Origin of the sequence: Microbacterium sp. CFH 31415 (genome assembly GCF_022538185.1) — a bacterium.
Classification (GTDB): domain Bacteria; phylum Actinomycetota; class Actinomycetes; order Actinomycetales; family Microbacteriaceae; genus Microbacterium.
On sequence record NZ_JAKYXC010000005.1, the window covers coordinates 204750 to 223800 of the forward strand.

Sequence of the window (19051 nt, forward strand, 5' to 3'; positions counted from 1 at the left end):
GAAGCTATGTCCGCCGTATTGTTCGTCGTCACCGCTGCACGCACCTGGACCCTCTCGGACGGCACCGCCCATCCCACCGGCTACTGGGCCGAGGAGCTTCTGATTCCGCACCGTCTGCTGACGGAGGCCGGCCACACGGTCGCTTTCGCCACGCCCGGAGGTGTAGCGCCCGTCGCCGACGAAGCGTCGCTGGGTGATGAGGCCGAGGAGATTCGAAGCGCTCTGGTAGCCATCGCCGGACTGAGCGACCCTTTGCGCCTGGAGGATGTGGATCTGTCGACCTACGACGCAGTGTTCTACCCCGGCGGTCACGGTCCGATGGAGGATCTGTCGCGGGATGCGGCCTCCGGGGCGCTCATCTCGCAGGCGCTGAACGCTGATCTGCCCTTGGCCCTGGTGTGCCACGGCCTCGCGGCGCTCCTCGCAGCGACCGGCGAAGATGGCGCCGCGGCGGCCGCAGGACGACGGGTAGCGGCGTTCACGGACGCGGAGGAGATTCAGGCCGGGCTTGCCGACCGCGCGCCCTGGCTGCTCGAGTCGACGCTGCGTGAGCGTGGAATTGTCGTCGAGGCCGCTGATCCGTGGTCCGACCACGTCGTCGTCGACGGCAACCTCGTCACTGGTCAGAACCCGCAGTCGTCGGGTTCTGTCGCGCGTACACTGCTCGAGCGTCTCGCGTGAGCGTTGTGGGGGTGACCACAGCGGCCACCCCCACAACGTAGGCGCGTCATCGAGCGCAGGTGCAGCGGTCGGCTTCGGGAATGCCCGCGAGGGCCTCGTCGACATGCTGGCCGCAGCCGGCCCAGGTGGGCTTGCCGCAGGAGGAGCAGGTGATCTGTGCGCACATGTGAATTGCCTCCGGTCAGTTCTCGGTTTCGGCGATCTGCCGACGGATGTCGTCCATGTCCAGCTCCCGCGCCTTCTCGATCAGCAGCTCGAGCTGCGCCGCGGGCAGCGCCCCGGGCTCTTTGTAGACGAGCACGCCGTCGCGGACCACCATCAGGGTGGGGATGGACGTGATGCGGTGGGCGGCGGCGAGTTCGCCCTGCGCCTCGGTGTCGACCTTCGCGAAGGCGATGTCGGGGTGTCGGTCGGATGCGGCTTCGTAGACCGGCGCGAACGCGCGGCAGGGACCGCACCACTCCGCCCAGAAGTCGACGAGCACGATGCCGTCGCCTCGGATTGCGGCGCCGAACGTCTCGGTCGTCAGATTCGTCGTCGTCATGGCCTGGTCACCGTCCGAAGAGGCGCGCGAAGAGTCCGCTGCGCTCGGATTGTGCGGCGTGAACCTCCTGGCGAGTGTGGCTGCCGTTGCACCACTCCGACGCGGGCACGCTCTTGCGCACCGTGGCGACGTGCTGACCGCAGCCGGCCCACGTCGTCTTCCCGCACGTGCGACACGTCGTCGCTCGACACATGATCTCTCCTGTCCGTATACCCCCTCCAGTATCGGAGTGGGTAGCCCCATAATACCCATGGGAGTATGCTGGATGTCAATTCGAAGGAGTTCTCCATGGATGATGCAGCCGCGCTCGACGCACTCGGTCACGACCCTGAGGCGAAGCGAAAGGTCGTCAACCGGCTGAAGCGAGCCCACGGGCAGCTGGCTGCCGTGATCAACGCCGTCGAGAACGACGCGCACTGCCGCGACGTGGTGCAGCAGCTCGCCGCCGTCTCGAAGGCCCTCGACCGGGCCGGCTTCCTCGTGATCTCCACCGCCCTGCGCGAGTGCCTGACCGACCCCGACGGGGCGGAGGCCACTCAGCCCGAGGAGCTCGAGAAGCTCTTCCTGTCTCTCGCGTGATCGACCGCGTCCGTCGGGGAGCCGCGCCGCCTTCGGACCGCCGTCGCTATTCCAGCGTCGGCACGAGGGTGAAGACGATCTCCTCGACCTCGCGTCCGAGCCCGGGTGCGTAGTCGACGTTGCGCGACACCTCGGTGAAGCCGAGCCGTGTGAGCACGGTGATCGACCCGACGTTGTGGGCCGCAGCGCGCGCGAAGAGCGGACGAGCCGGCTCGCGCGACACGAGCTGACGCATCGCCGCCGTCGCGACGCCGCGGCCGCGGGCATGCGGTGCGATCCAGAAGCTGACCTCGCGGTCGCCGTCGATCGTGAAGGCGGCGGCGGTGCCGGCGAACCCGCCGTTCTCGGTCACGACCTGCAGAAGGACGTCGGGGTTCGAGCGCTGGCGGCCGATCCACGCGTCGAACGCCGGACGATCGTCGGGGTCGGAGGCGGTGAAGGCCGCCATCGCGATCCCCTCGGGATCGCGCATCATCTCGAACACGGCATCGAGGTCGTCATCGTCGAGGTCCCGCAGCTCGATGTGGCTCACACGACCACCGTAGCGAGCGCCGCCGACTCAGGTCAGGCCGTGGAGTTCTCGCAGCAGCGACTCGGCCCTGTCGCCGTCGCGCCGGGCGAGGGCATCCCGGAACTCCTCGTATGACGAGGACCGGCCGAGAGGACACTCGATGGTCGGTCGCCATGTCGCGATGTTCCGCCGGATGGCCAGCTCGGCCTCGCGCATGAACAGCAGGATCGCGACGTTGCCGGTGGCGCGTGTGAGTGCGGCGAAGAAGACATGACTCGTGCGCATGAGCTCGGCATAGTCGTCGGCACGGGATGCCTCGATCACGGCGTCGAGCTCGGCGACGACGCCGTCGAGCACGTCGTCGGACGCGTGGACGATCGCCATGCGGGCGGCGTTGCACATGAGATAGGCCACGAACTCGAGGGTGTCCGCCTGCGCCTTGCTGTTGGGGGTGGAGACCCGCGTATAGCGGTGGGGCGAGACCTCGACGAGTCCGACCCGCGCGAGGCGCTGCAGCGCCTCGCGCACCGGGGTGCGCGACACCCCCAGCCACTCCGCCAGATCGTGGTCGCGCAGGCGCTCGCCGGGCGCGAGGCTGCCGTCGAGGATCGCCTCGCCCAGGCGCGCGTAGACCTCGTCACCGAGAACGGTGCCGCGGGGAACGAGAGGGGCGAGGGGCACGGACATGCTGGCGACCAGTGTACGACGCCCGGATTCAGGTGCATGGACTCTCCCTGACCTCCGCGGAGGCTCGCTCACCTGTGCGGGAACGCCCCTCGAGACCTGGTGCGGACCGCCGTTTCGACCTCGCCGTTCAGCCGATATATCGGTACGATGTGGGGGTCACGCTTCTGCGTGGCCTATCCGGGGGGATCCGTCGACGCCCGGGCTTCGAGCACTGCTCAGCCCGGGCGTCCGATGGGACTCGCGGGCTTCCCTGCGCGCACTCTGCAACATTTCTGTCACGCCCGCGAAAACCCCTAGCGCACACGCCCCCTTACACCATTACGTTGGAGGGGACTCGTCGCATCAGCGCGGGCACCATCAAGGAACGGCAAGTAATGAGCACGCAGGGCACCGTCAAGTGGTTCAACTCGGAGAAGGGCTTCGGCTTCATCGCTCCCGATGAGGGTGGCGCAGACGTCTTCGCGCACTACACCGCCATCGCGGCGAGCGGATACCGCTCCCTCGAGGAGAACCAGCGGGTCGAGTTCGAGATCGCCCAGGGCCCCAAGGGCCTGCAGGCGGAGAACATCCGCCCCATCTGATCCTCCCGGACCCTCGGGTCCGGCTTCCACGGAGCTGCGCCGCGGCACTCCCTGCCGTCTCGGACGGAGAGCGGATGCCCCGGCCCAGTCACGCGCCCGGCCATCGCCGGGCGCTTTCCTTTTGCGCTGAGTCACTCGCGGTCGCCGCGCACCAGTTCCATCCCCGCACCCGCGAACTGACGCAGCGTCGCGTCGGGGAGGAACGCGCGGGTCAGCCCCGCGCCGATGCGCGTGAGGTCGGCTTCGTCGCGGAAGAGCAGATACATGGTCTCGTAGCGCGGATGGAACTTGCTCTTGAAGCGATGCAGGGACTGGAAGCCGTAGACGGGCTCGAGCGAGTCGGCCAGCCAGTCCGAGAGCGAGGCGATGGCGCCGGCATCCGGTGAATAGTCGTGCGCCAGCGGCGCACCCGACAACGACATGATCTCGGCGCCCTCCTCGGAGAACTGGCGAGCGGAGGAGCCGATGAGGAACTCCATCACCGGCCCGAACCCGCCGTCGCGCCGCCGCATGAGGTCGAGCGTCCACCCGCGCACCGTACCGTCGCCGCCGTAGACGGGCAGCCACGACAGGAAGCCGTCGACATCGCCCTGCGGAGAGATGGCCAGCGCGAGCCGCACCTCGGGGTCCTCGGCCTGGTCGAGCGTGCCGAGCGTGAACCCCATCTCGGGCAGGCCCTTGTCACCCACCCACATCTCCGAGATCGCACGCAGCTGCTGGCGGATGCCCCACGGTTCGTCGGCGAGCCGCGTCAGGCGGAACGTCATCTCCTCGCGTCCGGCCCGGTTGAGCGAGGTGCGCACCGCGCTCCACTGCTTGCCGGTGAACTCGAGGCCGGGAAGGTCGACGATCGTGTCGTCGGCGACCACGATGCTGCGCCAACCGGCGGGCACGGCTGCGCGCGTCGCCTCGCCCGCACTGAAGAAGCACGGCACGAGGCCCGCGTGCTCGGCAGTGCGGATGAACTCGGCGACGGACGCGGTTCGGGATGCCTCGGCCCCGAGCGGGTCGGCCAGCACGATCGCCACTCCGGCCCGGCGCTGGTAGGCGATGATGCCGCCGGACTCGGTGCGGGCGTAGCTGTTGCCATCCCACGTGGTCATCCACGACAGGGTGCCGCCCCCGTGCGCCCGGAGCGCGTCCTTGACGTCGTCGAGCGTGGGCGCCGGCTGCACGCCGAGTGTGCTCTTGCGCCGCGCGCGGAACGCGCGCCGCACCCAGACGAGGTACACGAGGAGCAGGAGCCACATCGCCGACTGCGCGAGCGCGACGTTGAAGTCGCCGATCTGGTCGTCGAGGCGCTCCGGCCCCAGCACGACCGCGAGCACGATGATGAGCGCACCGGTGAGCACGTTGACCACGGCGAGCACGATCGTCCAGATCCACGCCCAGCGCCGCCCGCGGCGCAGGCCGTTGGCGAGGATCGCGATGACCACCACGTCGAGGGCGATGTCGAGGAATGAGCCGCCGGCGGCCTGGGTGTGGCCGAATGGGCCGTCGGTGGGCACGAGCAGGGTGAGCACCTCGACCGCCAGGATCACCAGCACCGCCACGAACGCGATGAGCCGCTGCTCACGGACCGTGGTGCGCTGGATGCGCAGCGAACGGTCGACGAACAGCACCAGCAGCACGGCGAACGCGTGCTCGAGGTCGGCCAGCGAGCCCCAGAAGAACAGCGTCACGAAGGAGAAGCCGAGCACGATGAGCCACGCACGCACGCGCCACGGCGAGACCAGCAGGCCGGCTGCCGCCGCGATCCCCGCGAGCGTGCCGCCCGAGGGCCCGACGTCGAGCACCGTCGCCTCCATCTGCGCCCACGGCCACGGCAGGGCCGACGCGACCCACAGGAACAGCGCGCTGGCGAAGATCGCGAAGAGCTGGCCGATGCCGAAGTAGCCGAGTGCGGCGAGCGAGCCGCGGCGGTGCTCGAGGTACGCGAGGCCGGCGAAGCTGGGGATCACGAAGGCGTAGACGATCGGGTGGTCCACGAAGAACGTGCCGGTGACCGGCGTCCACCATCGTCCTTCGACCAGCGCCGGCAGACCGTAGGCGACGGCGTCGAACAGCGGATCGTCTCCGAACGGGCGCCACAGCCCGCCCCACACGATCCCCGCCAGCAGCACGATGCCGATGAGCGACAGCGTGACGGGGATCCGTGCGAGGACGGCGAGGACAGGACGGCTCGATCGCGACTCGGCGTCGGTCATGCCCTCACGATAGCGAGGGGGTCCGGATCAGCGCCCGCCGAGCCGGGAGTACTCGGCGAGGGCCTTCGCATCCTCGGCGTGGCGGAGGGCGCGGCGAGCGGCGTCGAGCGCGGCGACCGGGTCGTCGACCTGCCGCGCGCGGGCCAGCTCGTCCTGGGCGGAGAGCAGGCGTGCGCGCGCGTCTGCGCCGCCGTGGGAGTGCGCGACGGATGCCTCGGCCCGCGCGATGGCGCTGCGTGCGGCGGCGAGCGTCCCCGGCAGCGCCGTGCGCGCTCCGCGGATGCGCTGCTGCGCGGTGCGTGCGTCGCCGAGGGCGAGGTCGAGCCGGCCGCGCAGGCGCGCGATGCGGTCGACGGAGCGCGACGGATGGCGCGCAGCATCCGCTTCCACCGTCGTCAGCTCCGACTCGATCGCGCGCAGCTCCGCACCGAGCCGCTCGGCGTCGCCGGGGTCGAGGTGCTCGCGCGTCACGCCGGCCTGGCGCAGCGCAGTGCACGCGGCGTCGATCTCTCCGGGCAGCGCCTGCGCGGCCTGGAGCACGAGCCTGTGCGTCTCCTCGAGGATGCGGGCGTCGGCCTCGGCCGTCCGCAGGGCCCGCTCGGCGGAGGCGAGCTCGGCGAGGACGCTCTGCGACGGGTCGGCGGCCCGTGCTTCCGCCGCGTCGAGCAGGCGAGACGCCTCGTCGGCAGCGGCGGCGGCGGCGTGGGCGGCGCGCGAAGCATCCCTCCACTCCTCCTCGGCGAAGCGAGCCGAGAGATCGCCGACCAGCGCGGCGGGGTCGCCCATCGATGCGCGCAGCTGGGCGAGGCGCTCGCGGGCGGAGGCCACCTGGCTCGCAGCGGACACGTTTGCGCGCACCCACTCGGCATGCTCGGCTCGTGCGCTCGCGATCACCGTGAGGGCGTCGGCCGACCGGCGGTCGATGCGCGCGGCGAGGCGGCGGATGTCGGCGGGAGCGGCGTCGGACGCCGACAGCGCGCGGTACTCGTCGAAGGACTCATCGCGCACATGCTGGGCGGTCATGCGCGCCCGGCGCAGCGAGACCGGCCCCCCGCCCCCGTAGAGCGCGCCCGACAGGCCGACCTCCAGATCGAGCTCGGCGACCGCGTCGTCGAGCCGGACCAGCGTCGCGCCGGCGCGCGTGCGCTCCTGCTCGGCTGCCGCGCGAGCGCGGGGAGAACGGCGGGCACGGCGGATGCCCCAGGCCAGGACGGCGACGAGGATGGCCGTCACGCCGAACACGACCAGCGCGGGCACCAGCCACGCGAGGATCGCCCCGACGCTCTCAGCCATCGGAGTCCTCGAACAGGAGCAGCGTGCGCAACCGTGCCACGTCGTCGACCGCGGCCTGTGCACCGTCGGCCTCGTGCGGCCAGCTGAAGCCCCAGCGCACGAAGATCACCGGCACGTCGTTGGCCGCCCCGCCCTCGACGTCGTGATGCCGGTCGCCGACGAGCACGGGGCGGCTCGTGTCGGCCCCGGCCGCAGCGAGACGCCGCAGGGCCTCCGCCACGATGTCGGACTTCGCGCTGAGCGTCTTCTCGTCGGGCGTCGCGCCCACGATCGCGGTGAGCGAGGTGGAGAGATCGAAGTGGTCCATCAGGGCGACGACCTGCACCTCGGGTTTCGAGCTCGCTGTCGCCTGCGGGATGCCGGCTGCCGCGACATCCCGGATCAGCACATCGATGCCGTCGAAGAGCTTGGCGCCCGTCGTGTACCCGTCGGCTTTGCCGAGCACGCGGTAGAACGCGACCGCCTCGCTGGACTCGGCGGGCGACATGCCGACGTTGACCTGGAACGACTCGTACATCGGCGGGCCGATCCAGTGCACCAGCTCGGCGCGGGTCGGCGGACGCTTGCCGAAGTGCTCGAGGGTGACCGTCAGCCGCCGCAGGATGCCGTCGGACGCGTCGACGATCGTGCCGTCGACGTCCCACAGCACACAGGTCCAGGGCGATCGGCTCGGCATGCCTCCCACCTTATTCGCCGACGCGTTCCCCCTCGTCTATCGCGAGACTGCATCGGTGCCCCGAGACTGCGTCCCGTGGCAGCACGTTCGGTGCACGGATGCGGTCTCGCGGCGCAGGTAGGAGCGGGGGGCGCCGGGCGGGGGGCGCCGGGCGGGGCGGGGGCGCCGGGTCAGAACAGGCGGGGGGCGCCGGACTCGATGCCCTTCATGCCCTCGTAGTCGAGGGTGACGCAGCGGATGCCGCGGTCGGCGGCGAGCACCTTCGCCTGCGGCTTGATCTCCTGCGCGGCGAAGACGCCGGTCACGGGGGCGAGGTGCGGGTCGCGGCCGAGAAGCTCGAGGTAGCGCGTGAGCTGCTCGACGCCGTCGATGTCGCCGCGGCGCTTCACCTCGACCGCGATCGTGCCGCCGGCGGGATTGCGCAGCAGCAGGTCGACCGGGCCGATCGCCGTGGGGAACTCGCGGCGCACGAGCGTGAGGTTGTCGCCGAGCACGTCGACCTGCTCGGCCAGCAGGCGCTGCAGGTCGGCCTCGACGCCGTCCTTCTGCAGGCCGGGGTCGATGCCGAGCTCGTGCGACGTGTCGTGCAGCACCTCGTAGATGCGCACGAGCAGCGCGTCACCGGTCTTGGCGTGCGTCACGCGCCAGTACTCGCGCACTCCCGCGGCGGCGGACTCGGCATCCGGCTCCTCCACCTCCAGGCGGCACGGCGGACTCATCCAGTTCAGCGGCTTGTACGAACCGCCGTCGGAGTGCACGAGCAGACTGCCGTCGCCCTTATGAACGAGCAGACGCGTCGCGAGCGGGAGATGCGCGGTGAGCCGACCGGTGTAGTCGACGGAGCAGCGGGCGATGACGAGACGCACCCGAAGAGCCTAGCCCGCGCCCGGACCGCTGCGATCAGTGGTGCGGGTGACCCGCACCGAGCTTGGAGCCGGCGATCGGCTTGGCAGCGCCCGACGCGAGACCCGAGAGCGCGATGAGGCCGACGATGATCCACAGCGTGGGCAGGATGCCGATCTGGTTGCTGATCCAGCCGAGCGCGGGCGGGCCGCACAGGAAGGCGAGGTAGCCGATCGTGGCGGCTGCCGAGACGGATGCCGCGGCCTTGGCCGGATCGTCGGCGGCCGCCGACATGCCCAGCGGGAAGCCGAGCGACGCTCCTGCACCCCACAGGGCGATGCCGACGAACGCGATCGGCAGGTTCGGCGCGAGGATGAACAGGATGAGTCCGACGCCGGCGGCCACGGCGAGGACGCGGAGCGTCCACACGCGACCGATGCGGTCGACGATCGGGCCGCCGAGGACGCGGAAGACGGTCATCGACACCGAGAAGACGGTGAGGGCGATCGCGCCGACCGCCTCGGTCTCGCCGTGGCCGTCGACCATCGCGATGGTCAGCCAGTCGTTGGCGCTGCCCTCTGCGAACGCCATGCCGAGCATGATCGCTCCGATGGCGTACGTGCGCGGATCGCGCCACACGGCGAGCTGCTCAGCGAGCCGCTCGCGGCGGGTGGCGGGCGTCGCCGGATCGTCGTGCATGGTCTCGCGGATCGGCACCGCCCGCAGGGCGGCCAGCCCGGCGATCAGCACGAGGATGCCGACGATCCACAGGTGCCAGGCGACGCCGACGTTCCAGACGGCCATCAGCACGCCGATGCCGGCGCCGGCGACGGTGCCCAGGCTGAAGAAGGCGTGGAAGAGCGGCATCAGGGTCTTCTCGAAGGCCTGCTCCACCGCGGCCGCCTCGACGTTCATCATGACGTCGGTCGCGCTCATGCCCACGCCCATGAGCGCGAGCCCGATCGCGGTTACGGCGTAGGACGCGAGGAACTCGACACCGAGACCGACCACAGCGACGCCGAGTGAGAACGTGACGATCGTCAGGAACATGCCGCGGCGGGCGCCGAGCCGCACGACGAGCACGTTCGCGATCGACAGGCCGACGATCGCCGCAGCACCGGAGATGAACAGCAGGATGCCGATCTCGGCGTCATCGATGCCGAGGTCCCTCTTCACAGCCGGCAGGCGCGACGCCCAGGACGCGAAGCCGAGGCCCGTCACGAGGAAGATCGTGAAGACGGCGGTGCGCCAGTTGACCAGCTGAGAGCGCGAGAGAACCTTATCCACCCGACAACGGTAGCGGCCGACTCTGCGCTTGTCGAATCGATTCGACGCCCGTCCTGACGCCGGGTACCATCGAACCGACATGAGCACGCGCCGAGCCACCATCGCCGACGTCGCACGCGAAGCGGGCGTCTCGCCGTCGACCGCGTCCGTCGTGTTCAGCGGCAAGACCAAGGTCTCCGACGCCACGCGCCGCCGCGTGCTCGACGCCGCGTCGGCGCTCGGCTACACCGGACCCGATCCGAGGGCCGCCTCGCTGCGCCGCGGCCGCTCCGGCATCGTCGGCGTCGTGTTCGAGGAGCACCTCGGAACCGCCTTCCTCGACCCGGTCAAGACGCTCATGATGGACGGCCTCTCCGACGGCGTCGCGCCGCTCAGCGCCGGCCTCCTGCTGCTGCGCGACACCGAGCCGGACGGCGGCACGTCGCTCACGACCGCGCCGCTCGACGCCGCCGTCCTCGTCGGATGCAGCGGGCACCTGCGTCGCTCGCTCGATGCCGTCAAGGCACGCGGCATCCCGGTCGTCGTCATCGAGGGGGATGCCGGTGACGACGTGCCCCGCATCGGCCTCGACAACCGCGAAGCCCAGCGCCAGGCCGCGAGCCACCTGCGCTCGCTGGGGCACACGCGGGTCGCGATCGTCGCGCTGCCGGCCCGCGCCGGCTGGGAGGGCGGCTGGATCCTCGACGGCACTGCGATCACGGTGGACGTCACGCGAGAGCGCCTCGCCGGGGCCATGGACGTGTTCCCGGATGCCGCGGCGTACGCCGCCGCCGGAAGCTTCATCGACGAGGGACTCGCGGCCGGCCGGCTGATCTTCGCCGACCCCGCCGAGCGGCCGACCGCCGTCATCGCGCAGAGCGACCTGCTCGCCGCGGGGGTGATCCGCGCCGCCGAAGAGGCGGGACTGCGTGTTCCCGAGGACGTCAGCGTGACCGGCTTCGACGGCATCGTGGTCGACGGGCTCGCGCCGTACGAGCTGACGACGCTCGTGCAGCCCGCCGCGGACAAGGGCCGTGCGGCCGGCCGCGCGGTGACCGCGATGCTCGACGGTGACCGCGCGGCGTCGATCAGCTTCACGTGCGAGTTCCGCGAGGGCAGCACGACGGGCCCCGCACCCGCCTGACCGGGCAGGTCAGGACCGCTGCGGGCCGAGCGTGAGTCTGCGTTCGCCGAAGTCGGCGATCGTGTAGCGCCCGCAGTCGATCAGCTCGGCGTCGTCGAGCGAGGCACCGCCGGGCAGGGCGAACGGCACCGACTGGTCGTCGATCACGAGGAACGACACGTTCCCGACCCGGAAGTCGTCGCGATTGACGAGCCACGCGTAGCCGCGCAGCTCATGGTCCACCTGCACGAGGCTCCGCGGGTCGTCGAGGTGCGCCTTGGCCGGCCGGACCGTCCAGAACTGACCGGCTCCGGTGCGGGACGCGGCATCCGTCCACTCCACGACGCAGTCGAGGTCGGCATCGGGCGCGTTCGCGGCGGACGCGAGGCGAGGGGTGCCGACGGCCGACGCGAGCAGCAGCGCAAGGGCCGTCGCCCCGGCGAGCACCGGGAGGCGGAGGGGGCGCGCCGTCCGGTGCGGCAGCAGCGCGGGCAGGACCACGAGGCCGAGCACGGGCGCGAACCCGATGGGCTGCAGGTAGCGCGCGGCATGCGTCCCGAGGACGACGGCACCCACGACGACGATGACCGGCATCACCCACCCGCACGCCGCCACGATGGCCGCGCCGACGTCGCCCCGCCGGACCAGCAGGACGGACGCCCACACGCACCACACCCAGAGCACGAACCCGAGCGTCACCCCGAGCGCGCCGACCGGGGTGCTCGCGCGCTCGCCGAGGAGAAACGCGTAGTAGCCGGCCGACTCGAGCCAGCGCGACGGATCGGCGTAGCCGGCGCCGGTGTTCGCGATCATCCCGGCGAGCGGCAGTCGCAGCACCAGACCCGCGACCGATCCGCCCACGAGCGCGGCGATCAGCCACACCGCGGTCCGGCGCCGCGACGTGCCACCGCGCCACGCGACGACGGCCAGCACGGCCACCACGGGAACGACCGCCCACGCCGCGAACAGCGGATTGGTGAGGACGGATGCCGCGCCCACGGCCGCCAGCACCCAGGCCGGTCCGCTGCGTCCCGGCCGATCGAGCGCGCGTCGCACGAGTCCGACCGCCACCACCGAGGCGATCACGGTCGCGCTGTAGTACGTCGTCGTCAGCAGAAGCGATGCCGGCTCGAGCGCATCCCGGCTCGGCGACGACTCGGTGATCGCGAGCAGCCCGACCCCCGACAGCGCGAGAAGGGCCCCCGCGATCGGCGCGCGCTCCGCGCCGGCGGCGCCGGCGGCGAGCCGCAGCGCTCCGTACAGCGCGAGCAGCGTGACGATCGCGGCGGTGACGAGCGTGCCGGCGATGCCCAGCCCGAGCAGGGAGAGCAGCACGACGAGGGCGCTCTCGGGCAGGAAGAGCACCGTCGACATCGCCCAGTCCTGCGGCTGACCGACGGCGATGGAGCGGGCCACGAGCGTCGTGACGAGCGAGTCGCCGTCGCGGAACAGCAGAACCGACCTCGGCCCCGCGGCGACCGCAGCGGTGACCGCGATCGCGATCGCGAGTGCCGCGAGGGCGCCCAGCATCTCGCGCGGCCAGCGTGCTGCGCGCGTCACGGCGGGATCGACGGCCACGGGTCCACTCTGGCACGCCGGGTCGCGGCATCCGCTCCGCTCTTCGTGCGTCCGGATGACCTGCGCTCGCCGCTTCGGATGCCCCGCGCGAACGCACCCGCCGTTTCACCCCGGTAGACTTCACGAGACATCTGATCGCCCGAGCTGCGCGCGGGAGCCCCCGGCCGACGACCATGAGGAGGCCCCCATGCTCCTCATCCTCGGTGCGTTCGCGCTCCTGCCGCTCGTGCTCCCGTGGCTGGTCGGCCGCATCGGCGCCCGCGCCTTCTACGTCGCAGCCGTGCTGCCGCTCGTCGGCCTCGGGCACGCCGTCGCCGCGACGCCCGCCGTGCTGGCAGGCGACCCGCCCTTCGAGTCCTACGACTGGATCTCGCCGCTCGGCATCGAGCTCTCGATGCGGATGGACACCCTCGAGTGGCTCATGACGCTCATCGTCACCGGCGTCGGCGCGCTCGTGATGATCTACTGCCGCTGGTACTTCCGGGGCAAGAGCGAGAACCTCGGCCAGTTCTCCGCCGTGCTGCTCGCCTTCGCCGGCGCCATGTACGGACTCGTGCTGACCGACGACCTCGTCGTGCTCGTCATGTTCTGGGAGATCACGAGCATCCTGTCGTACCTGCTCATCGGCTACTACAACCAACGAGCCGCGAGTCGCCGTGCCGCTCTGCAGGCCCTGCTGGTGACGACGCTCGGCGGCCTCGTCATGCTGATCGGCGTCGTGCTGCTCGTCGTCGACGCAGGCACGTCGAGCATCTCGACGATCCTCGCCGAGGCCCCCTCCGGACCGGTCGTCGATGCGGCACTCGTGCTGCTGCTCGTCGGCGCGCTGAGCAAGTCGGCGATCTTCCCCTTCCACTTCTGGCTGCCCGGCGCCATGGCCGCGCCGACCCCGGTCAGCGCGTACCTGCACGCCGCGGCCATGGTGAAGGCCGGCATCTACCTCATCGCGCTCCTCGCGCCGGTGTTCGCCGTGGCGCCGACATGGCGCCCGATCGTGATCTCGCTCGGCGTCTTCACGATGCTGCTGGCTGGCTTCCAGGCGCTCCGCGAAACCGACCTCAAGCGCATCCTCGCGTTCGGGACGGTCAGCCAGCTCGGGCTCCTCACCGTCGTGCTCGGTTTCGGCACCCGCGACACCGCGCTCGCCGGACTCGCGCTGCTGCTCAGTCACGCCCTGTTCAAGTCGGCGCTGTTCCTCGTCGTCGGCGTGATCGACCGTCAGCTCTCGACGCGCGACATCGCCGAGCTGAGCGGCGTCGGCCGGCAGGCGCCGGTCATGGCGACGTTCTCGTTCATCGCGGTCGCCTCGATGATCGGCATCATCCCGACGATCGGCTTCGTCGCGAAGGAGGGCGCGCTCACCGCTCTGCTCGACGAAGCGCTCGCCGGCTCGCCGTGGGGCATCGTCGCCTTCGCCGGAGTCGTGCTGGGATCGGTGCTCACGGCCGCGTACGGCTTCCGCTTCCTGTGGGGCGCGTTCTGGACGAAGAAGGATGCTTCGCGCCAGGCCGTGCCCACGACCGAGTGGCCCGACCCGCCGATCGGGTTCCTCGCAGCCCCCGTCGTGCTGGCGGCCCTGACCGTTGTGGCCGGCTTCCTCGCGCCGCAGCTCGATGTCGCGTTCGCGGGCTACGCCGACCAGGCGCCCGCCGGTGCGGCCGAGCATCCCGCCCATCTCGCGCTCTGGCACGGCTTCGAACCGGCGCTGTGGTTCTCGCTCGGCACGATCGCGGCCGGCGCCGTCGTGTTCTGGCTGACGGCCCGTGCGGGATGGTCGAAGCGGACGCTGCCGTTCACCGCGGCCGACGTCTACAACGGCGTCCTCCGCGGCATCGCCCGGCTCTCGGTGGTCACGACGAGCTTCACGCAGCGCGGTTCGCTTCCCGTCTACGTCGGGACGATCTTCGTGGTGTTCGTCGCGGCCGAGGGCACCGCGCTGATCGCGAGCCCGTCCTGGCGGGCGGAACTCGACCTGTTCCAGACGCCGACGCAGCTCGTCGTCGCCCCGATCATGATCGTGGCCGGGCTCGTCGCAGTCCGGGCGCGCAAGCGCTACACCGGCGTCGTGCTGGTCTCGGCAACGGGCCTGGGCATGGTGATGCTGTTCGCGACGAGCGGTGCCCCCGACCTCGCACTCACGCAGATCCTCGTCGAGACGGTGACGCTGGTCGCCTTCGCGCTGGTGCTCCGGCGGATCCCTGCGCGCCTCGGCGAGCACAACGCCTCGGTGTGGCCGGTGGCGCGTGCCGTGCTCGGCGCCGCGGTCGGCGCGACGATGGCGGCGATAGCCCTGGTGGCGACCTCGGCGCGCAGCACGAAGCCGATCTCGGAGCGCTTCCCCGAGCTCGCATACGAGCTCGGCCACGGCAAGAACGTCGTGAACGTCGCACTCGTCGACCTGCGCGGCTGGGACACCATGGGCGAGCTGTCGGTGCTCATCCTCGCCGCCACCGGCGTGGCATCCCTCGTCTTCGTCACGCACCGCGCCGACACGTGGTCGCGCGTCATCGCGCCGCTCCCGGCGGCCGTCGCGCGCACCCGCCGGCCGCTCGTCGAGACGGCCGAGGGCGTCAAGCCGCGCGGCTCGGGCGGCGGCCGCATGGCGTGGCTCGTGGGCGGTCAGCGCGTGCGGCCCGAGAACCGCTCGATCATGCTCGAGGTGATCGTGCGCATCCTCTTCCACACGATCATCGTCGTGTCGCTGTACCTGCTGTTCGCCGGCCACAACCTGCCGGGCGGCGGCTTCGCGGGCGGCCTCGTCGCGGGCATGGCGCTGGTCATGCGCTACGTCGCCGGCGGCCGCTACGAACTCGGCGCTGCGGCCCCCACCGACGCCGGGCGCCTTCTGGGCATCGGCATGTCGATCGCCGTCGCCTGCGCGATCGTGCCGCTGTTCTTCGGTGCCGCCCCGCTCACGAGCTTCTTCTTCGAGGCGGACCTTCCGGTCCTCGGGCACGTGGAGTTCGTCACCTCGACGCTCTTCGACATCGGCGTCTACCTCGTGGTCATCGGGCTCGTGCTCGACGTGCTGCGCAGCCTCGGCGCCGAGGTGGATCGCCAGGCGCTCGAAGCCGGCGAGGGCCACCGGCCGGAGGTGACCGTCTCATGACCGTCTCCGGAGTCCTCATCATCGTCATGGCGGTGCTCTTCGCGTGCGGCGTGTACGCGATGCTCGAGCGCAGCCTGACCCGCGTGCTCATCGGCTTCCTGCTGCTCGGCAACGCCGCCAACCTCCTGCTGCTGATCGTGATGGGCGAGCCCGGAGTCGCCCCCTTCTTCGGCGCCGCGGCCGATCCCGAGGACATGTCCGACCCGCTCCCGCAGGCGCTGACGCTCACCGCCATCGTCATCACGTTCGCGGTGTCGGCTTTCCTCCTCGCCCTGATCTACCGCTCCTGGCAGCTCGGCCAGGCCGACACCGTCGAGGACGATGAGGCCGACCGCGCCGTGCGCGAGCGCACCGCCGACGTCGACGAGACGATGGACGAGGAGATCGAGATCGAGGACGAGGACGACGACGCGACGACGGACTTCGTGGGGCTCGACACCTCGCCGATCACCGTGCTCGGTCCGCGCGACTTCGCCGGCCTGCGCGACGACGCGCCCGTCGACAGCCGTCGCCCCGAGCGCAAGGACGGTGACGACGCATGATCGGCTTCGCCCCCGCCCTGGTGCCGCTGCTGGTGACGCTGCCCCTGCTGGGTGCGGCCATCGCGCTGATCGCGGGCCGTCACCGGCACACCCAGGTGGCCGTCTCGGTGACGACCTTCTCACTCACGACCGTCATCTCGGCCATCCTGCTCTACGTCGTCGACTCGACCGGCGACGCGATCGCCGTCTCGGTGGGCGGGTGGCCGATCCCGTTCGGCATCGTGCTCTACGTCGATCGGCTCGCGGCCCTGCTCGTGCTCGTCTCGAGCATCGTGCTGCTCGCCGTCCTCCTCTTCTCGGTCGGGCAAGGCGCCGCCGACGGCGACGATGAGACGCCGGTCTCGATCTTCCACCCGTCGTACCTGATCCTGGCTGCCGGCATCTTCAACGCCTTCATCGCCGGCGACCTCTTCAACCTCTACGTCGGCTTCGAGATCCTGCTCGTCGCCTCCTACGTGCTGATCACGCTGGGATCGACCGAGTCGCGCATCCGCACCGGCGTGGTCTACATCGTCGTGTCCCTCGTGTCGTCGATCCTGTTCCTCGCGTCGATCGCGATGATCTACGGCGCCCTCGGCACCGTGAACATGGTGCAGATCTCGGAGCGCATGGGAGAGCTGCCGCAGGAGACCCAGCTCGTTCTGCACCTCATGCTGCTGCTCGCCTTCAGCATCAAGGCCGCCGTCTTCCCGCTGTCGTTCTGGCTGCCCGACTCGTATCCGACCGCGCCCGCACCCGTCACGGCGGTGTTCGCCGGCTTGCTGACCAAGGTCGGCGTGTACGCGATCATCCGCACCGAGACCGAGCTCTTCCTCGACAACGACGTCAACCAGCTGCTGCTCTGGGTGGCCCTCGCGACGATGATCGTGGGCGTGCTCGGTGCCGTGGCACAGGCGGAGCTCAAGCGCATCCTGTCGTTCACGCTGGTGAGCCACATCGGCTACATGATCTTCGGGCTTGCGATCGCGACGCCCGCGGCGATCGGCGCGACGATCTACTACATGGTCCACCACATCGTGGTGCAGACGACCCTGTTCCTCGCCGTCGGACTCGTCGAGCGCCGCGCCGGCAGCACCTCGATCCTTCGGGTGAAGGGCCTGATGAAGGCTGCCCCGGTCATCGCCGTGCTCTACTTCATCCCCGCGGTGAACCTAGGCGGTCTGCCGCCCTTCTCCGGGTTCATCGGCAAGTTCGCGCTGTTCGACGCTGCGGCCGAGGTGGGAACGCCGATCATGATGGTGCTCATCGTGGGCGGAATCGTCACCTCGCTCCTCACGCTCTACGCGCTCATGCGCGCATGGAACCTCTCGTTCTGGCGCGAGGAGGACGACTCGGCCGAAACGGAGGCGCGCATCTCGTACCTGGGTGCATCGCCCGGCGGCGTGAACACCGAGCGTCGCGTCATCCCGATGATCATGACGGCATCGACGGCCGGCATGGTGGCCGTGACCGTCGCGCTGACGATCTTCGCGGGGCCGCTCTACGACGTGTGCACCCGCATCGGTGCGGCCCTGCTCGAGCCGGTCACCCTCGTGCAGCTCGAAGAGCAGCACGAGGTCAGCACCGGCGTCGACGACGGGGAGGTGGTGCTGCCATGAGCGAACCGGTCGACACCGTCCCGCCCGGCGGCAAGCGGATGCTGCTGACCCAGCTCTGGCGTCAGCTGCCGTTCTTCCTGTGGCTGATCGCGCTGTGGATGCTGCTGTGGGGGCAGTTCACCTGGGTGGCATTCCTCACCGGGCTGATCGCCGCGATCTTCGTCACGCGCATCTTCCGCCTGCCGCCCGTCGAGCTCTCGGGCCGCGTGAACGTCGGGTATGGCGCCGTCTTCGTGCTCGCGTTCCTCGCCGCCCTGGTGCGCGGATCGCTGACCGTCGCCGCACAGGTGCTCGACTTCCGGCAGCAGCCCGGGACGGCCATCATCGCAGTGCCGATGATCACCGACGATGACCTGATCATGACTCACACGGGGGTCACCGCCTCGCTCATCCCCGGCTCGCTCATCGTCGATACCGACCGCGACCGCCGCATCCTGTACCTCCACGTCATCGGGGTCCGGAGTGCACGGGACGTCGAGCGGCAGCGGGCCAGCGTGCAGACGTGGGAGCGCCGCATCGTCATGGCGGTCGGCTCGCGCGCGCAGGTGGCGGCAGTGCGAGCGGATGCCGCGTCCCGCACCGGAGGTGCCTCATGAACGTTCTGCTGCTGGCCATCTACGTCGTGTTCGGCGTCGCCGCACTGCTCACGGTATGGCGCATCATCATCGGACCATCGATCCTCGACCGGGCCGTGGCATCCGATGTGCTCCTGACCGAGGTGATGTGCGTGCTCGGCGCGGAGATGGCGATCAACCACCACACCCGCACGCTGCCGGTGCTGCTGATCATCGCCGCCGTCGGGGTGTTCGGGTCGATCTCGATCGCCCGGTTCGTCGCGCGAAGGGACAACGCACAGCGATGACCATCGATGCCTGGCTGGACCTCTCCGCGCTGATCCTGATCCTCGCGGGGGCGATCCTGTGCCTCACCGCCGCAATCGGTCTGCTTCGGTTCCGCGACGTGCTCACGCGCCTGCACGCGGCGACCAAGCCTCAGGTCCTCGGCCTCATCCTCATCTGCCTGGCGATCGCACTGTCGCTGCGGTCGTGGCCGGTCGTCGCGTTCCTCGTGCCGATCGTGCTCGTCCAGCTCGCGACCGCACCGTTGTCGGCGCACATGGTCGGCCGTCAGGCCTACCGCAACGGCACCATCGACGAGCCGAATCTGTTCGTCGACGAGCTGGCCGACTCGCGCCGCACCCCGCCCGCTGCCGGCGGCTGAGCGCGGTTCCTC

Annotated in this window: 19 protein-coding genes; 10 read left to right on the forward strand and 9 right to left on the reverse strand. The window is 70.7% G+C overall.

Annotated elements, in window-relative coordinates; genetic code table 11:
• The first annotated feature begins 18 nt into the window (after positions 1-18).
• Positions 19-681: a type 1 glutamine amidotransferase domain-containing protein gene (locus MK786_RS07605; protein WP_374200445.1), complete on the forward strand. Its 663-nt coding sequence runs from the start codon at positions 19-21 to the stop codon at positions 679-681.
• Positions 682-862: 181 nt separating this feature from the next.
• On the opposite strand, the gene MK786_RS07610 is transcribed toward MK786_RS07605, so the two are convergent.
• Positions 863-1225 carry a co-chaperone YbbN gene (locus tag MK786_RS07610; protein ID WP_241111620.1) on the reverse strand — a complete coding sequence of 121 codons (363 nt, stop codon included), beginning with the start codon at positions 1223-1225 and terminating at the stop codon, positions 863-865.
• A 288-nt stretch (positions 1226-1513) separates the two neighbouring features.
• Between MK786_RS07610 and MK786_RS07620 the strand changes: the two genes are divergently transcribed.
• A complete protein-coding gene (locus tag MK786_RS07620) occupies positions 1514-1804 on the forward strand; it encodes a metal-sensitive transcriptional regulator (RefSeq protein WP_241111622.1) in 291 nt (96 codons plus the stop codon).
• 46 nt (positions 1805-1850) lie between these two features.
• Here MK786_RS07620 and MK786_RS07625 read toward each other — a convergent pair whose 3' ends face one another.
• Both MK786_RS07625 and MK786_RS07630 read right to left on the reverse strand, forming a co-directional pair.
• Positions 1851-2336 carry a GNAT family N-acetyltransferase gene (locus MK786_RS07625; RefSeq protein ID WP_241111623.1) on the reverse strand — a complete coding sequence of 162 codons (486 nt, stop codon included), beginning with the start codon at positions 2334-2336 and terminating at the stop codon, positions 1851-1853.
• A 27-nt stretch (positions 2337-2363) separates the two neighbouring features.
• On the reverse strand, positions 2364-3002 hold the full coding sequence (locus MK786_RS07630; protein ID WP_241111624.1) for a GntR family transcriptional regulator: 639 nt from the start codon (positions 3000-3002) through the stop codon (positions 2364-2366).
• A gap of 374 nt (positions 3003-3376) precedes the next feature.
• Between MK786_RS07630 and MK786_RS07635 the strand changes: the two genes are divergently transcribed.
• On the forward strand, positions 3377-3583 hold the full coding sequence (locus MK786_RS07635; protein ID WP_191765018.1) for a cold-shock protein: 207 nt from the start codon (positions 3377-3379) through the stop codon (positions 3581-3583).
• 131 nt (positions 3584-3714) lie between these two features.
• On the opposite strand, the gene MK786_RS07640 is transcribed toward MK786_RS07635, so the two are convergent.
• The 5 genes from MK786_RS07640 to MK786_RS07660 form a co-directional block, all read right to left on the reverse strand.
• Complete coding sequence (locus MK786_RS07640) at positions 3715-5790, reverse strand: bifunctional lysylphosphatidylglycerol flippase/synthetase MprF (protein ID WP_241111625.1); 2076 nt, start codon at positions 5788-5790, stop codon at positions 3715-3717.
• A gap of 27 nt (positions 5791-5817) precedes the next feature.
• Positions 5818-7083, reverse strand: a complete 1266-nt coding sequence (locus MK786_RS07645; RefSeq protein WP_241111626.1) for a hypothetical protein — start codon at positions 7081-7083, stop codon at positions 5818-5820.
• On the reverse strand, positions 7076-7759 hold the full coding sequence (locus tag MK786_RS07650; protein WP_241111627.1) for an HAD hydrolase-like protein: 684 nt from the start codon (positions 7757-7759) through the stop codon (positions 7076-7078). The genes MK786_RS07645 and MK786_RS07650 overlap by 8 nt, the downstream gene beginning before the upstream one ends.
• A 170-nt stretch (positions 7760-7929) precedes the next feature.
• A complete protein-coding gene (gene nucS / locus MK786_RS07655) occupies positions 7930-8625 on the reverse strand; it encodes an endonuclease NucS (protein ID WP_241111628.1) in 696 nt (231 codons plus the stop codon).
• 34 nt (positions 8626-8659) lie between these two features.
• A complete protein-coding gene (locus MK786_RS07660) occupies positions 8660-9889 on the reverse strand; it encodes an MFS transporter (RefSeq protein ID WP_241111629.1) in 1230 nt (409 codons plus the stop codon).
• A 79-nt stretch (positions 9890-9968) separates the two neighbouring features.
• Here MK786_RS07660 and MK786_RS07665 point away from each other — a divergent pair, with 79 nt between their 5' ends.
• On the forward strand, positions 9969-11012 hold the full coding sequence (locus MK786_RS07665) for a LacI family DNA-binding transcriptional regulator (RefSeq protein ID WP_241111630.1): 1044 nt from the start codon (positions 9969-9971) through the stop codon (positions 11010-11012).
• 9 nt (positions 11013-11021) lie between these two features.
• Here MK786_RS07665 and MK786_RS07670 read toward each other — a convergent pair whose 3' ends face one another.
• Entirely contained in the window at positions 11022-12569 is a 1548-nt protein-coding gene (locus MK786_RS07670) for a hypothetical protein (protein WP_241111631.1), read from the reverse strand.
• A gap of 187 nt (positions 12570-12756) precedes the next feature.
• Here MK786_RS07670 and MK786_RS07675 point away from each other — a divergent pair, with 187 nt between their 5' ends.
• Genes MK786_RS07675 through mnhG form a run of 6 tightly spaced genes read left to right on the forward strand, consistent with a single transcriptional unit; the run spans position 12757 to position 19039 of the window.
• Complete coding sequence (locus tag MK786_RS07675) at positions 12757-15678, forward strand: Na+/H+ antiporter subunit A (protein WP_241111632.1); 2922 nt, start codon at positions 12757-12759, stop codon at positions 15676-15678.
• The gene (locus tag MK786_RS07680) at positions 15675-16220 is read left to right on the forward strand and encodes a Na(+)/H(+) antiporter subunit C (RefSeq protein ID WP_241111633.1); all 546 of its coding nucleotides are present in this window, start codon (positions 15675-15677) and stop codon (positions 16218-16220) included. The genes MK786_RS07675 and MK786_RS07680 overlap by 4 nt, the downstream gene beginning before the upstream one ends.
• Positions 16217-17818, forward strand: a complete 1602-nt coding sequence (locus tag MK786_RS07685; protein ID WP_241111634.1) for a Na+/H+ antiporter subunit D — start codon at positions 16217-16219, stop codon at positions 17816-17818. Before MK786_RS07680 ends, MK786_RS07685 begins: the two co-directional genes overlap by 4 nt.
• Positions 17815-18414 carry a Na+/H+ antiporter subunit E gene (locus tag MK786_RS07690; protein WP_241111635.1) on the forward strand — a complete coding sequence of 200 codons (600 nt, stop codon included), beginning with the start codon at positions 17815-17817 and terminating at the stop codon, positions 18412-18414. Before MK786_RS07685 ends, MK786_RS07690 begins: the two co-directional genes overlap by 4 nt.
• The gene (locus MK786_RS07695) at positions 18411-18680 is read left to right on the forward strand and encodes a monovalent cation/H+ antiporter complex subunit F (protein ID WP_191765037.1); all 270 of its coding nucleotides are present in this window, start codon (positions 18411-18413) and stop codon (positions 18678-18680) included. The genes MK786_RS07690 and MK786_RS07695 overlap by 4 nt, the downstream gene beginning before the upstream one ends.
• Positions 18677-19039, forward strand: a complete 363-nt coding sequence (gene mnhG, locus MK786_RS07700; RefSeq protein ID WP_241111636.1) for a monovalent cation/H(+) antiporter subunit G — start codon at positions 18677-18679, stop codon at positions 19037-19039. Before MK786_RS07695 ends, mnhG begins: the two co-directional genes overlap by 4 nt.
• Positions 19040-19051 lie beyond the last annotated feature (12 nt).

Excerpts from the sequence above, each read along its gene's own strand:
- MK786_RS07610 (WP_241111620.1), bottom strand. The coding sequence starts at position 1,225 with ATGACGACGACGAATCTGACGACCGAGACGTTCGGCGCCGCAATCCGA.
- MK786_RS07620 (WP_241111622.1), top strand. The coding sequence starts at position 1,514 with ATGGATGATGCAGCCGCGCTCGACGCACTCGGTCACGACCCTGAGGCG.
- MK786_RS07630 (WP_241111624.1), bottom strand. The coding sequence starts at position 3,002 with ATGTCCGTGCCCCTCGCCCCTCTCGTTCCCCGCGGCACCGTTCTCGGT.
- MK786_RS07635 (WP_191765018.1), top strand. The coding sequence starts at position 3,377 with ATGAGCACGCAGGGCACCGTCAAGTGGTTCAACTCGGAGAAGGGCTTC.
- MK786_RS07640 (WP_241111625.1), bottom strand. The coding sequence starts at position 5,790 with ATGACCGACGCCGAGTCGCGATCGAGCCGTCCTGTCCTCGCCGTCCTC.
- MK786_RS07645 (WP_241111626.1), bottom strand. The coding sequence starts at position 7,083 with ATGGCTGAGAGCGTCGGGGCGATCCTCGCGTGGCTGGTGCCCGCGCTG.
- MK786_RS07650 (WP_241111627.1), bottom strand. The coding sequence starts at position 7,759 with ATGCCGAGCCGATCGCCCTGGACCTGTGTGCTGTGGGACGTCGACGGC.
- MK786_RS07665 (WP_241111630.1), top strand. The coding sequence starts at position 9,969 with ATGAGCACGCGCCGAGCCACCATCGCCGACGTCGCACGCGAAGCGGGC.
- MK786_RS07675 (WP_241111632.1), top strand. The coding sequence starts at position 12,757 with ATGCTCCTCATCCTCGGTGCGTTCGCGCTCCTGCCGCTCGTGCTCCCG.
- MK786_RS07680 (WP_241111633.1), top strand. The coding sequence starts at position 15,675 with ATGACCGTCTCCGGAGTCCTCATCATCGTCATGGCGGTGCTCTTCGCG.
- MK786_RS07685 (WP_241111634.1), top strand. The coding sequence starts at position 16,217 with ATGATCGGCTTCGCCCCCGCCCTGGTGCCGCTGCTGGTGACGCTGCCC.
- MK786_RS07690 (WP_241111635.1), top strand. The coding sequence starts at position 17,815 with ATGAGCGAACCGGTCGACACCGTCCCGCCCGGCGGCAAGCGGATGCTG.
- MK786_RS07695 (WP_191765037.1), top strand. The coding sequence starts at position 18,411 with ATGAACGTTCTGCTGCTGGCCATCTACGTCGTGTTCGGCGTCGCCGCA.
- mnhG (WP_241111636.1), top strand. The coding sequence starts at position 18,677 with ATGACCATCGATGCCTGGCTGGACCTCTCCGCGCTGATCCTGATCCTC.